16 protein-coding genes are annotated in these 12,120 nt (G+C 65.3%); 7 read left to right on the top strand and 9 right to left on the bottom strand.

The window, feature by feature from the left end; all coding sequences use genetic code 11:
• Positions 1-28: 28 nt before the first annotated feature.
• Entirely contained in the window at positions 29-1,237 is a 1,209-nt protein-coding gene (locus tag OHQ90_RS08775) for an FAD-dependent oxidoreductase (RefSeq protein WP_328408956.1), read from the bottom strand.
• A 107-nt stretch (positions 1,238-1,344) separates the two neighbouring features.
• On the opposite strand from OHQ90_RS08775, the gene OHQ90_RS08770 reads away from it, so the two are divergent.
• The 3 genes from OHQ90_RS08770 to OHQ90_RS08760 are packed head-to-tail and all read left to right on the top strand — an operon-like array spanning position 1,345 to position 2,689.
• A complete protein-coding gene (locus OHQ90_RS08770) occupies positions 1,345-1,617 on the top strand; it encodes a hypothetical protein (RefSeq protein ID WP_328408955.1) in 273 nt (90 codons plus the stop codon).
• A 41-nt stretch (positions 1,618-1,658) separates the two neighbouring features.
• Complete coding sequence (locus OHQ90_RS08765) at positions 1,659-2,003, top strand: PEP-utilizing enzyme (protein WP_328408952.1); 345 nt, start codon at positions 1,659-1,661, stop codon at positions 2,001-2,003.
• Between the two features lie 47 nt (positions 2,004-2,050).
• Positions 2,051-2,689: a hypothetical protein gene (locus OHQ90_RS08760; RefSeq protein ID WP_328408950.1), complete on the top strand. Its 639-nt coding sequence runs from the start codon at positions 2,051-2,053 to the stop codon at positions 2,687-2,689.
• Positions 2,690-2,994: 305 nt separating this feature from the next.
• Here OHQ90_RS08760 and OHQ90_RS08755 read toward each other — a convergent pair whose 3' ends face one another.
• The 4 genes from OHQ90_RS08755 to OHQ90_RS08740 form a co-directional block, all read right to left on the bottom strand.
• On the bottom strand, positions 2,995-3,201 hold the full coding sequence (locus OHQ90_RS08755) for a DUF397 domain-containing protein (RefSeq protein WP_328408948.1): 207 nt from the start codon (positions 3,199-3,201) through the stop codon (positions 2,995-2,997).
• A gap of 214 nt (positions 3,202-3,415) precedes the next feature.
• Entirely contained in the window at positions 3,416-3,631 is a 216-nt protein-coding gene (locus OHQ90_RS08750) for a DUF397 domain-containing protein (RefSeq protein ID WP_328408947.1), read from the bottom strand.
• A gap of 87 nt (positions 3,632-3,718) precedes the next feature.
• Positions 3,719-3,925 carry a DUF397 domain-containing protein gene (locus OHQ90_RS08745; protein WP_328408946.1) on the bottom strand — a complete coding sequence of 69 codons (207 nt, stop codon included), beginning with the start codon at positions 3,923-3,925 and terminating at the stop codon, positions 3,719-3,721.
• Entirely contained in the window at positions 3,922-4,848 is a 927-nt protein-coding gene (locus OHQ90_RS08740; protein WP_328408945.1) for a helix-turn-helix domain-containing protein, read from the bottom strand. The genes OHQ90_RS08745 and OHQ90_RS08740 overlap by 4 nt, the downstream gene beginning before the upstream one ends.
• A gap of 474 nt (positions 4,849-5,322) precedes the next feature.
• Between OHQ90_RS08740 and OHQ90_RS08735 the strand changes: the two genes are divergently transcribed.
• Together OHQ90_RS08735 and OHQ90_RS08730 are read left to right on the top strand one after the other, a co-directional pair.
• The gene (locus tag OHQ90_RS08735; protein WP_328408943.1) at positions 5,323-5,646 is read left to right on the top strand and encodes a hypothetical protein; all 324 of its coding nucleotides are present in this window, start codon (positions 5,323-5,325) and stop codon (positions 5,644-5,646) included.
• A 4-nt stretch (positions 5,647-5,650) separates the two neighbouring features.
• A complete protein-coding gene (locus OHQ90_RS08730; RefSeq protein ID WP_328408941.1) occupies positions 5,651-5,941 on the top strand; it encodes a hypothetical protein in 291 nt (96 codons plus the stop codon).
• A gap of 138 nt (positions 5,942-6,079) precedes the next feature.
• Here OHQ90_RS08730 and OHQ90_RS08725 read toward each other — a convergent pair whose 3' ends face one another.
• From OHQ90_RS08725 to pdxH, 4 genes are all read right to left on the bottom strand, one after another.
• The gene (locus tag OHQ90_RS08725; RefSeq protein WP_328408939.1) at positions 6,080-6,439 is read right to left on the bottom strand and encodes an FKBP-type peptidyl-prolyl cis-trans isomerase; all 360 of its coding nucleotides are present in this window, start codon (positions 6,437-6,439) and stop codon (positions 6,080-6,082) included.
• Positions 6,440-6,479: 40 nt separating this feature from the next.
• Entirely contained in the window at positions 6,480-7,718 is a 1,239-nt protein-coding gene (locus OHQ90_RS08720) for a citrate synthase (protein WP_406239230.1), read from the bottom strand.
• Between the two features lie 267 nt (positions 7,719-7,985).
• Positions 7,986-9,287 (bottom strand): MFS transporter, encoded by a 1,302-nt coding sequence (locus OHQ90_RS08715; RefSeq protein WP_328408935.1) that lies wholly within the window; start codon positions 9,285-9,287, stop codon positions 7,986-7,988.
• Between the two features lie 56 nt (positions 9,288-9,343).
• Complete coding sequence (gene pdxH, locus OHQ90_RS08710; RefSeq protein WP_442941351.1) at positions 9,344-10,195, bottom strand: pyridoxamine 5'-phosphate oxidase; 852 nt, start codon at positions 10,193-10,195, stop codon at positions 9,344-9,346.
• A gap of 51 nt (positions 10,196-10,246) precedes the next feature.
• On the opposite strand from pdxH, the gene OHQ90_RS08705 reads away from it, so the two are divergent.
• Positions 10,247-11,395, top strand: a complete 1,149-nt coding sequence (locus OHQ90_RS08705; RefSeq protein ID WP_328408933.1) for a citrate synthase 2 — start codon at positions 10,247-10,249, stop codon at positions 11,393-11,395.
• A 190-nt stretch (positions 11,396-11,585) separates the two neighbouring features.
• A complete protein-coding gene (locus OHQ90_RS08700; protein ID WP_328408931.1) occupies positions 11,586-12,023 on the top strand; it encodes a hypothetical protein in 438 nt (145 codons plus the stop codon).
• Positions 12,024-12,120 lie beyond the last annotated feature (97 nt).

Genomic DNA, 12,120 nt, shown 5'->3' with positions numbered 1-12,120 from the left:
TCGAAGGGATCTCGAGCGTGGCACCCGACTAGTTGTTGGCGCGTTGGATGGAGCGTCGGACCAGGCCGCGGATGCCGGGGAGCTGGATGGCGCGGAGCATCAGTTCACCGGCCCAGACATGTGTGCGTGACGGCGGGGCGAATCGGCTGATTCCTTTCCGGGCCAGTGCCTGTCGTTTGTGTACTTCCGGGCGCAACGCCCTCTCCCAGGTGTCGAGTGCGGTGGGAATGTCATCGCCGTGTGCCGCTACGGCGGTGCCGAGCTGGTCAGCGCCGTCGAGGGCAAGGGCGGCACCATAGCCGGCGAATACCGTTACGCACCATGCTGCGTCGCCGAGCAGGACGACCCGGTCGTGACTCCAGCGGTCCATCACGATTTGGCCGACTGAGTCGAAGTAGGCGGTGGCGGGGTCGACCTCGAGTTGGTGGAGGGCGTCGGCGACACCGCCTCCGAGGTCCCCGAACGCTCGGGTGAGCGCGGGCGCGGCGCCGAGAGCCAGTTCGGCGCCAGGGTCGGGGCAGCGGTAGGTGAAGAACGCCGAGGACCGTTCCGGTCCCAGGTTCATCACCGCGGCCGTGCGTCCAGGTCCGATAAAGGTGGTGCCGACGCCTTCCGATACGTGCTCGGGAACTGTTTCCAGCGGAAATGCGCCGACCATGTGGCCCAGGTCCACGAAATATTCGGACTCGGCGCCGAATACGAGCTCGCGGACTCGGGAGTGCACGCCGTCGGCGCCGACGAGGAGTTCGGTTTGCAGGCGGGTGCCATCACTGAGGGTGACCACGACTTCCCCGGGGGTCTGGGCGACGGCCTGCACGGTGGTGCCGAAACGGATGTCGACGAGGTCGGCCACGGCGTCGTATAGCGCCGACTCCAAGTCGCCGCGGAACAAGCTCAGTGCCCGGTTCCCGACAGCAGCCTCGATGACAGCGGCTGGAATCCTGAACTTCTCCCGGCCGTCCGCGTGGACGAGAACCGAGGTGAAGAACCCGATATCGCGCGGAGTCAGCGCCGGTACCAGCCCGAGCCGCTCGGCAGCGGCATATCCGGGTCCGTGCAGGTTCACCAGGTAACCGCTACTGCGACGACTCGGCGCGCGTTCGACCACGACGACGTCCCAGCCGTGCTGATGCAGTCGCAACGCGGCGGCCAAACCGGCGATACCCGCGCCGACGACCGTCACCCGCCTGCCCGGTGTCTTGGCGCGATGGTGCGCGGCGTTCTCGAGAGCTTCCATATGCGACTCCTGGATCGATCCGTTGTCGGCGAAAGCCATCCACGAGCTATCGCCATGCCGTCAACTAATAGTTGACGAGAACGTAATCGTCAACCTATGGTTGACGCATGGATCGCCAGGTGCCACTGCGCGACGTGATCGTCGCGATCGAGCGCGCCCACCCCGATAGCAGCCTGGATCAGTTGGCAGCAGCAGTGATTCACGCTGCGCATTGGTTGCGGCTGGCCGATCAGCTGCTCGACTATTTCGTGGACCAAGCCCGGCACGCAGGCATGCCCTGGGCGGAAATCGGCACCCACCTCGGTGTCTCCAGACAGGCCGCGCAGAAACGATTCGCGACTCGCGTCGCAGAGCGCCATGCGGCTACCACGCGGCTGTGACGAGCCGAATCGTGGTGCCACGGCGGACAGGAGGAACCAAGATGCCAGAAGCACCGATTGCCACCGGCGCCCCGGCCAGCCGTGGTGTTGTCGCCGGTCCGGTCCGGCTGGTGCACAGTGTTGACGACTTCGACGCGGTTCGGCCGGGCGATGTCATCGTCTGTCGCACCACCGATCCGTCGTGGACAGTGCTTTTCGGCGTTGCCGCCGCGGTGGTGACCGAAACCGGGGGAATTCTGTCCCATGCGGCAATCGTCGCCCGTGAGTACGGGATTCCAGCCGTGGTGGCGGCCAAGGGGGCGATGGAGGCCCTGGCGAATCATCGGATTATCTCGGTCGATGGGACCAATGGACACGTTCATGCCGTTCGCTCAACTCAACGTTGATGTCGCTTCACCAGGCATGGCTGCTCGACACGAAAGGGAGGTCCGGGATGACGCACGTTTCACGCAGTTCGTTGCTCGCGTTGCACGCAATCCGCCTTGGCGGGTTCGTTGATACGCAGGCGGTGGCCGACAGATACGGAATGCCTGTCGGCCTCGCCGAGTCGCACGTGCGGGACTTCCGAGAGTGTGGTTGGATCAGCCGCTTCCGTTTCGGGGCGGACGCAGGGTGGTCGCTCACCGAGAGCGGGCGTGCAGAGAACGAGCGGTTACTCGCCGACGAGCTTTCCGAGTGTGGGGCAAAAGCGTTCGCGGAAGACGTCTATCGCGAGTTTCTCCCGCTCAACGCACGGTTGGTGCAGGCTTGCACCGCCTGGCAGTTGACCATCCTTCCCGATGGCAGCATGCAGGACAACGACCACGGGGACGCGCAGCGGGACCGGCCGATCCTGGCCGAACTGGAAAGCCTCGCAGAGGAATTGGTTCCGCTGACGATTCGGCTCACCGAACGACTCGCCCGGTTCTCCGGTTACGACACTCGGTTCGCCGCAGCCCTCTCCCTGGCCGCCGACAATCCCGAGATGGTTACCGGCACCAAACACGATTCCGCCCACCGAGTTTGGTTCGAACTGCACGAAGATCTGATTGCCACGCTGGGTATCGACAGGGCACTCCCCTCCTGCCCTTAGGTAGGTTCTCCCAAGCCCGGCGGTTCGGGCTGTCCAGGAAAGTGTGCAGGCCGTGCTCTGGAACGGCACCGTCGGAATAGCTCCTCTCGGGCACAAAGCGCCCCGGCTGATCGCCAGGAGGAATGCCGAGGGCGGCCAGACACAGCCCGCGGCGGTTGCTGCGGTCACCGCACGAGCCGAATGCCCATTGGTCTGTAAAGAGCGGAATCTCAGAATGATGGCGGATCCGCCACGTCACCGCCGATCATTCTGAGATTCCGACACGAGTTCTGAGACCTACAGCGCCAGAGCGTGCCGAGAGGTGGCTATGGGCGATCGAACTCGCCGTCTCGGACACCGGCAGTGAAAGCAGACCACTCGCCGGGCGTGAAGACCAACGCAGCACCCGTCGGATTCTTGGAGTCCCGCACTCCAACCAGGCCCGCATCGAGGAACGCGACCTCCACACACTGACCATTGGACGCGCTGCGGCTGCTCTTGAACCACTCCGCCTCGGACAGGTCAATCCTCACGGCAAACCTCCTCGCGATCCACCTCAGCAAGTCCTTGCTGTCCGGCACAGTCAACGCTACTCGCTTGACGGCCTCGAACACCTCACAAATCCCGCGCACCTGCTCCAAAGGGTCCTTGAAATCCGATTGCCTGACAATTCGGCCTGCTCATGAAATAGGCCCGGCCCGAAGGAGATTCGGGGCCGGGCCTAGTCATCAGTCACACGGAGCGTAGTTACGGGGCGAACTCGCCGTCTTGCACGCCAGCAGCGAAAGCAGTCCACTCGCTGGGAGTGAAAACCAACGCGGGGCCGGCTGGGTTCTTGCTGTCACGCACTCCAACCAAGCCGCCATCGAGAAACGCGACCTCCACGCAGTCTTTGCTACCCGAGCTGCGCGTGCTCTTGCGCCACACCGCGCCAGAAAGGTCAACGTCGTATTTGTCGGTCACGCGACATACTCCCTTGCTACCTGTCGAATCAGGTTCCTACTTGCGGTTTCATCCAGCGATGCTTGCCGGATGGCGTCACCCCGTGGGCTACGCGCGGTCGAACTCACCGTCCACCACACCTGCGGTGAAGGTTTCCCACTCGCCGGGAGCGAAGACCAGGGCCGGGCCAGTCGGGTTTTTGGAGTCCCGCACGCCGACCATGCCGCCGTCCAGGTGTGCAACCTCAACGCAATCGTCATTGCCCCCACTGCGACTGCTCTTGAACCAGCGCGCCCCGGACAAGTCCATGCTCACGGCACATACTCCTTCGCTACCCGCCGAAGCAGGTGTTTGCTCTCCGTTCGGTCCAAAGCTACCCGCTGAATCCTCTCGAACGCATTGCGATAGCGACGAACGCTGTCGGGGCGCTCGAGATGGATGCTGCCCGCGAAGCTCTCCACGTAGACAACGGGTGGCTCGAGTGGCTTGTCTTCGTTATCGGTGCCGAAATCGAGAATGGTGAATGGCCCGGTTGTCGTCCCCACAGGGAACCCGGCGGCGCTGGGCAGTATCCGGACAGACACGTTCGGCGGCATGTCGGCGAGGTGTCGCAGCTGCCTAGCCATCACTCGCGGCCCGCCGACCGTACGTCTCAGCACACCATCGTCAAAAACTACATCGACGTGGAGGGGCGAGACTGGACGCATGATGAGGTTCTGCCTCTCGCGTCGTACACGCATGCGGCGTTCGCGCTCCTCCGTGAGGTCGTCGGTGAAGTACAACCGGTCCAACGCTTCTGCATACTCTCGTATCTGGAACAGGCCGGACACAATGTCTGGTCGATAGATGGTTACCGCTTCGGCTGCCGACTCCAGCCCCAGATACACCCCGAAACTTGGTGCGAATTGGTCGGTGTACTCATCCCACCAACTTTGCTCCATGCGTTGGGCAGCCAGAGCTTTCAGCTCATCAACCCTGCCAGGCTGCTGATAGAGCCGACACAGGTTCACGATGTCGGCATCGGCAATCTTGTTCGCGTGCCCTGTCTCGAGCCTTTGAAGCGTCCCTGTTCCCCTACCGATGGCCTTGGCGGCCATCAAGATTGACAGTCCGGACTCGAGGCGCATGGCACGCAGAACGCGGCCCAACTGCCTGTGCGGCACGCCGGGCGTTTGCGGCGTGGATGACGTGGGTGCTGCCTTCCGCTGAGCATTCCCCCTGGTCGGCGGCTTGACCATTACTGCTGCTCCCTGCTCGTTGGATGACACATAGCGGGCTTCCATGGGTGACGCACAACCCACCCCTTGGACGGTGCTCAAGAGCGCTCACGGGTGGCTTCTACCTGCGAGTATGGATGGCCACCTGGAGTTTTGGACTGGTTTCGAAGAATCGTTCAATGGATCACCCATCGGCACGAATCGAGTGGTGTCCTGAGCATGCGCTCGGAGATAGCTCACGTCCCCAACAGGAGCTGACGGGGGACGGGCGCACCTACCTTCCACCTGGAACGAGGGGCACATGCTGAACTCGAAACTGCCACAACGAATTCCATTCATCGGGCCGCCAGCCGACTATGTCGGTGCATCGGCCGCAGTGGTCGAGCGCTTCGCCGAGGCCGTCTGTGAGTGGGCAGGCCAACCCGCAGCCTCCGAATCGTCTCGGTGCCGGGGTGTGCGCTCCCCCGGCATCGGGCGCACCAACCACGAGGAGCGATGATGCGCCGAGATCGCTTGCGTACCACCGAATCAGCGGACGGACGGAAGGTCGTCACCTGGCGGCTGGTCGGACACGATTGTCGGATTCTGCGTATACAGAATCGGGCCGACGCCTCGGTGGCTTACCGGTGGCCGGGTGGCGAATCGCTGCCCCTCGCCGGGCCGGGCTTGGTGTCGTTCGATGAGTCGGCCGCCCCGGATCTCGCGACAGTCCGTGACGCATTCCCCGGTCACCACGACCTGTGGGACGCGCTGCGCGATGCCTATTGGGTGGCGCTGCTGAACCTCGCCGATCTTCCCGCGTCGGCAACAGAAACCTAGGCCGATGTCCGAGACGGATTCGACACGGCGCGACATCGCCCCCTCGGTACAAGCGCTGCTCGCGATCTTCCACGAAGACACGGTCATGAAACTCGAACTGGCCCCGGCGGATAGCAAGCCGACCCTCTATCGGTCGGATGGTTCGTCTTGCGCGGTAGACGAATACGGATGGCCCGCGAACTCCGGCGATCCGGCCGAAGACGAACTGGTAGACCTCGAGCCGACCGCACCGGCCCTCGACCAACCGCCGACGCAACGGCCCAGCGGCGGCCCTCCCGAGTCAGCAACTCGGTGAGTGGCACATGGCTGCGGCGAACATCGAGTAGCGCTCGCGCTGGTGTGCCACTCGTTGCATAGCGGTCGAGATTCGGTGCGAAACGACTGCGGCCCATGTCCACCGAAGTGGAACACGGGCCGCAGTAAGGTTTTTCGCTCAGTTGGCGTTCAGCAGGTCGATCACGAAGACCAGCGTCTTGCCCGAGAGCTTGTGGCCCGCACCGGCGGGGCCGTAGGCAAGCTCCGGCGGGATGGTGAGCTGGCGACGGCCGCCGACCTTCATGCCGGGGATGCCGTCCTGCCAGCCTTGGATCAGGCCGCGCAGCGGGAAGGTGATGGACTCGCCGCGGTTCCAGGAGGAGTCGAACTCTTCGCCGGATTCGAATTCGACGCCGACGTAGTGCACCTCGACATTGCCGCCGGGCACCGCTTCGGTGCCCTTGCCCTCGATGATGTCCTTGACAACCAGCTCGGTGGGCGCGGGGCCCGCCTGGAACTCGATCTCCGGCTTGGTCATTCGGCTATCCCCTTCGATAGGTGATGGGTGGGAAATGTGATCAGCGGTTCGTGATCTCGTGGTAGTCGCGGGCACCGTAACCGGTGTAAATCTGACGCGGGCGCCCGATCTTCAGTGGCTCGCTGTGCATTTCACGCCAGTGCGCGATCCAGCCCGGCAGCCGGCCCATGGCGAACAACACCGTGAACATCCGGGTCGGGAAGCCCATGGCCTTGTAGATGACGCCGGTGTAGAAGTCGACGTTCGGGTACAGCTGACGCGAGATGAAGTACTCATCGGTCAGTGCGGCCTCTTCGAGCGCCTTCGCGATGTCGAACAGTTCGTCGTCGCCGTTGAGCTTGCTCAGGATCGAGTCGGCGTGCTTCTTGGCGATCGAGGCGCGCGGGTCGTAGTTGCGGTAGACGCGGTGCCCGAAGCCCATGAGCTTCACGCCGTCTTCCTTGTTCTTGACCTTGCGGATGAACTCCTTGACGTCGCCGCCCTGCTCCTTGATGCCGTCGAGCATCTCCAGCACGGCCTGGTTGGCGCCGCCGTGCAGCGGGCCCCACAGCGCGTTGATGCCACCGGACACCGAGGTGAACAGGTTCGCGTCGGACGAGCCGACCAGGCGCACGGTCGAGGTGGAGCAGTTCTGCTCGTGGTCGGCGTGCAGGATCAGCAGCATGTCGAGCGCGGCGGCGATCTCGGGGTCGACTTCGTAGGGCTCGGCCGGGAAGCCGAAGGTCATCCGCAGGAAGTTCTCGACCAGGGACAGCGAGTTGTCCGGGTAGAGGAACGGCTGGCCGACCGACTTCTTGTACGAGTAGGCCGCGATGGTCGGCAACTTCGCCAATAGTCGAATGGTGGATAGCTCGACCTGCTCGGGATCGCGCGGGTCCAGCGAATCCTGGTAGTAGGCCGACAGCGCGTTCACCGCGGAGGACAGCACCGGCATCGGGTGCGCGTTGCGCGGGAAGCCGTCGAAGAACCGCTTGAGGTCCTCGTGCAGCAGGGTGTGGCGGCGGATGCGATCGGTGAAATCGTCCAGCTGCGCCTGCGTCGGCAGCTCGCCGTAGATCAGCAGGTAGCTGACCTCGATAAAGGTCGAGGTGCCCGCGAGCTGTTCGATCGGGTAGCCACGGTAGCGCAGGATGCCCGCTTCGCCGTCGATGTAGGTGATCGCCGACTTGGTCGGCGCGGTGTTCATGAAACCGGGGTCGTAGGTGACGTATCCCGTGCTCGCCAGCATTTTGCCGAGGTCGATGCCGTCATTGCCTTCTTTGGCTTCGGCAACGGTCATGGCATATTCGCCACCGGGGTAGCTCAACACCGGCTTGGCGTCGTTGATGTGGTCTTTTTCGGGCACAGAAGGATCCCTCTCAGGCTAGGACCGTCGGCATCGGGGTGCGTCGGCACGGCGGTGCTCTCACCTAGACGCTAGTCGTTGCTCGCACTGCCCGAGAACGAGGGTGCCCACCGGGCGAGCTCACAAACGTGATCTCCACGCGTGAGGTTTCGACACCCGTACCGATGAGTAGGTCGGGCGCACCCGCGCTGCGCGCAGCGTTCACTCGCTGCGCTCACTCACCGCAGGTACCGGCTCGGAGTGCGACCTGCGCACGGAAAAGCGGACGAAGGCAGGGAAGGCGAGCGCGGCGAGCACTACGCCGACGACGACCAGCACGCCACCACCCGCCGCTGCCACGGCGGTACCCAGGCTCGCCGCAGCAAAACCGTGGGCAACATCACCGATACGCGGACCGCCCGCGACGATGACGATGAACACGCCCTGCAGCCTGCCGCGCATCTCGTCGGTGGCCACGGTTTGCAGCATCGTCACCCGCAGCGCGGCGGAGATCATGTCGACCGCACCACCGAAGGCCGAGCAGCCCAGCGCGATCCACAGGCCGAGCCCGAGACCGAGGCCATGCCCGGTAAAGCCGACGGCCGAACCGAACCCGATCATCGCGAGTCCCCACAGTGCGATGCAGATCACGACCGCGAGGCCCTGCCGACGGATGCGCGGGATCCAGCCGGAGAAGACGCCACCCAGCACCGCGCCGACCGACATCGACGCGAACAGCAAGCCGAGCGCGACACCGCCGGTCGCCGGGTCGCCGAAAGTCTCCTGCGCGATCTGCGGGAACAGTGCCCGCGGCATGCCGAACACCATCGCGATCACATCCACCGCGAACGAGGCGAGCAGGATGCGCTGCGTCGCCAGATAGGCGAAACCGTCCAGGACCGTGCGGAATCCAGCCTTGGTTGCAGTACCGGTCGGCGGGAACTCGGGCAGCTTCCACACCGCCCACACCGTGGCGAGCAGGGCGACCGCATCGATCAGATACAGCGTGGACAGCCCGACCACCGGGATCAGCGCGCCCGCGAGGACCGGCCCCGCGATGGCGCCGACCTGCTGGACGGTCATGCTCAGCGAGTTGGCCGCGGCGAGTTGTTCCGGCGGCAGCAGCCGGGGAATGGTCGCGCTGCGAGTCGGCTGGTTCACCGCGAAAAAGGCCTGCTGCATGGCGAAAAGGCCGAGCACCACCCACACGTTGTCCAGTCCGGCGGCGGCCTGACCCCAGAAGGCCAGCGCGGTCACTCCGGTGCCCGCGTTGGTGATGAGCAGCAATTTGCGCCGATCCATCACGTCGGCCAGCGCGCCGCCCCACAGTCCGAACACGATCAACGGCACCAGGCCGAACAGCCCGGCCAGACCGACATAGCCCGAGCTACCGGTGATCTGATAGATCTGCTGCGGTACAGCGACCACCGCCAACTGCGACCCGATGACGGTGACGACGTTGGTCGACCACAGTCGCCGATAATCCGGATAGCGCAGCGGGGTCGTGTCGGCAAGCAGCTTCACCGGCGAGAGCGTATCGAGTCGGACCCGGCCGGCTCGACGCGATATTCATCACTTGTTCACGGTTGCAGGCGCTGCACCTTCATACCGTCGCTCTCGATGCGGACCCGGATCCGGTTGTGCAGCCTGCTCCGCCTGCCCTGCCAGAACTCCACCTCGTCGGGCCGCAGCAGATAGCCGCCCCAGTGCGGCGGCACCGGAATGTCGTCGACCTCGGCGAAGCGGGCGGTGGTCTCGGCGAGAATCCGATCGAGCTCGGCCCGCGATCCGATCGGCCGCGACTGCTGCGAGGCCCACGCACCGAGCTGGGAGTCACGCGGGCGGGAGCGCCAGTAGACGGCGGTTGTCTCGGCGGGCACCAATTCGACCGTGCCGCGCACGTGCACTTGCCTGCCGAGCGCAGGCCAGACGAAGGTGGCGGCCGCGAACGGGTCGGCGGCGAGCTGGGCGCCCTTGGCCGAGTCGTAGTTTGTATAGAAGGTCACACCGTCGGGCGACAGACCCTTGCACAGCACTGTTCGCGCGACCGGCCGCGGACCGGCATCGGTCAATGCCACGGTGGCGAGCACCATCGCGTTGGGTTCGGCGATGCCAACGGCGGTGGCCTGTTCGATCCAGTGGCGCAGCAGCGGTTCCCACCCGCCCGCCAACCAGGTTTCGTCCAGATCGGTGTCTTCACCACTGCCGAACGGGATGCCGCCGTACTCGGCACGCATCGCCGCCAGGTCGCCGGCTGCCCGCAGCACGGCCGGATCCGTCGATATTCGCGCCACCGCGGCAGCCGTGGTTGCGAAGTTCTCGGCCGTTTCCTGGCCGGCAGATGAATTGTCCAGGTCACGCATGGGCCAGACGTTACTCCGCGGTAGCAAGGAGCTAAGGTTTTCGTGATCGGCATGTGCTGGGTGAAACACATCCCTTTCTCCCCGCGAGCATGCGACCCGATGTGCAAGGAGAGTCACAACATGACTACCAGCCCTGCGGTTCCCGGTGGGCAGGCCACCGTACCGAGCGATTTCGTCAGCGGCCTCGAGGGTGTCGTGGCATTCACCACCGATATCGCCGAGCCGGACAAGGACGGCGGCGCGCTGCGCTACCGCGGCGTCGACATCGAGGACCTGGTACTCGGACGGGTGACCTTCGGGGACGTGTGGGCACTACTTGTCGACGGCGAGTTCGGTCGCAGCCTGCCGCCCGCGGAGCCGTTCCCGCTGCCGGTGCACACCGGCGATGTGCGCGTCGACGTGCAGGCCGGCCTCGCGATGCTGGCCCCGATCTGGGGCTACGAGCCGCTGCTCGACATCGACGACGAGACCGCGCGCGAGAACCTGGCCCGCGCCTCGGTGATGGCGCTGTCCTACGTGGCGCAGTCCGCACGCGGCATCTACCAGCCCGCGGTACCGCAGCGGAAGATCGACGAGTGCAACACCGTCACCGAGCGGTTCATGACTCGCTGGAAGGGTGACCCGGACCCGAAGCACACCGAGGCCATCGACGCCTACTGGGTTTCCGCCGCCGAGCACGGCATGAACGCCTCCACCTTCACCGCACGGGTGATCGCCTCCACCGGAGCCGATGTCGCCGCGTCGCTGTCCGGCGCGATCGGCGCGATGTCGGGCCCGCTGCACGGCGGTGCGCCCGCGCGCGTGCTTCCGATGATCGAGGCGGTCGAAAAGACCGGTGACGCACGCGCTCTGGTCAAGGGCATCTTGGACCGCAAGGAAAAACTGATGGGCTTCGGCCACCGGGTCTACCGGGCCGAGGACCCGCGCGCCCGCGTGCTGCGCGCCACCGCCAAGCGTCTCGCCGCCCCGCGCTACGAGGTGGCCGCCGCGTTGGAGCAGGCCGCGCTCGCCGAGCTGCGTGAGCGTCGCCCGGACCGCGCCATCGAGACCAACGTCGAGTTCTGGGCCGCGGTCATCCTCGACTTCGCCGAGGTGCCCGCGCATATGATGCCCGCCATGTTCACCTGTGGTCGTACCGCGGGCTGGTGTGCGCACATTCTCGAGCAGAAGCAGCTCGGCAAGCTGGTCCGCCCGGCCGCCATCTACACCGGCCCCGCGCCGCGCCGACCCGAGGACGTCGCGGGTTGGGCCACGGTCTCGCACTCCTGATTCGCCTTACGCCCGCTTCCGATTCGAGCGTGGTTGCACCACGCATAGTTCGACTGCTCGGTTCCACCAGGGGTAAACCCGCGAGCCGGACGTTGCGGCGGGATCTGTTGCCTGCCACGAGGTTCGGCTCGCGTCGCATCCCCGGCGAGACGCGCTTCGAAAGAGGCCTACGGGGATGTCGGATCGCGGAATGTCACGGCGGCGGATGTTCGGCAACGGTGTTGCGGCGGCGACGAGTGTGGCCGCCGGATGTAGCGCGGACAACGCTAATACGCCCACCGCGCAATCGAATACCACCACAACAACCACCGGTGGGAATGCCGCCGGTGCACCGGTCGACCCGGTGACCGCGGCACCCCAGGCCCCGCCCGCTGTCACGCCCGCCGCGGTCGCGGCCAGGCATGCAGGCACCCACCCCAACTGCGGGGCGGGGAAATGCGTGGTATCACCAGTAGTTTCGCGGCAACCGGCAAGCAGATCGTTGACCTTCGATGCGTGCGGCGGGGGCCGCCGCGCCCGGCGCGATTTCACTGGCCATATGCACCGACCGAAGTCCGGCACCGCCGCGGGCATGAGCGCCGCGCTGCCTGCCCTGCGGTCGGCCGGCTTCACCATAGTGCGCCTCTGACTCCTCGCACGGTTCACACAACGATCCGTCCAAACGTGGGAACTGCAGGCATCCAGCCAGTAAGGTACCGATGCTGACGGACTATGTCCGGCGGTAC

Origin of the sequence: Nocardia sp. NBC_00403 (assembly GCF_036046055.1) — a bacterium.
GTDB lineage: Bacteria > Actinomycetota > Actinomycetes > Mycobacteriales > Mycobacteriaceae > Nocardia.
Note: the sequence above shows the minus strand (reverse complement) of the source record. Positions and strands in the feature narration are given on the sequence as shown.

Bases quoted from the DNA above. Each gene is read 5' to 3' on its own strand.
- OHQ90_RS08775 (WP_328408956.1), bottom strand. From the start codon at position 1,237: ATGGAAGCTCTCGAGAACGCCGCGCACCATCGCGCCAAGACACCGGGC.
- OHQ90_RS08770 (WP_328408955.1), top strand. From the start codon at position 1,345: ATGGATCGCCAGGTGCCACTGCGCGACGTGATCGTCGCGATCGAGCGC.
- OHQ90_RS08765 (WP_328408952.1), top strand. From the start codon at position 1,659: ATGCCAGAAGCACCGATTGCCACCGGCGCCCCGGCCAGCCGTGGTGTT.
- OHQ90_RS08760 (WP_328408950.1), top strand. From the start codon at position 2,051: ATGACGCACGTTTCACGCAGTTCGTTGCTCGCGTTGCACGCAATCCGC.
- OHQ90_RS08740 (WP_328408945.1), bottom strand. From the start codon at position 4,848: ATGGTCAAGCCGCCGACCAGGGGGAATGCTCAGCGGAAGGCAGCACCC.
- OHQ90_RS08735 (WP_328408943.1), top strand. From the start codon at position 5,323: ATGATGCGCCGAGATCGCTTGCGTACCACCGAATCAGCGGACGGACGG.
- OHQ90_RS08730 (WP_328408941.1), top strand. From the start codon at position 5,651: ATGTCCGAGACGGATTCGACACGGCGCGACATCGCCCCCTCGGTACAA.
- OHQ90_RS08725 (WP_328408939.1), bottom strand. From the start codon at position 6,439: ATGACCAAGCCGGAGATCGAGTTCCAGGCGGGCCCCGCGCCCACCGAG.
- OHQ90_RS08720 (WP_406239230.1), bottom strand. From the start codon at position 7,718: ATGACCGTTGCCGAAGCCAAAGAAGGCAATGACGGCATCGACCTCGGC.
- OHQ90_RS08705 (WP_328408933.1), top strand. From the start codon at position 10,247: ATGACTACCAGCCCTGCGGTTCCCGGTGGGCAGGCCACCGTACCGAGC.
- OHQ90_RS08700 (WP_328408931.1), top strand. From the start codon at position 11,586: ATGTCACGGCGGCGGATGTTCGGCAACGGTGTTGCGGCGGCGACGAGT.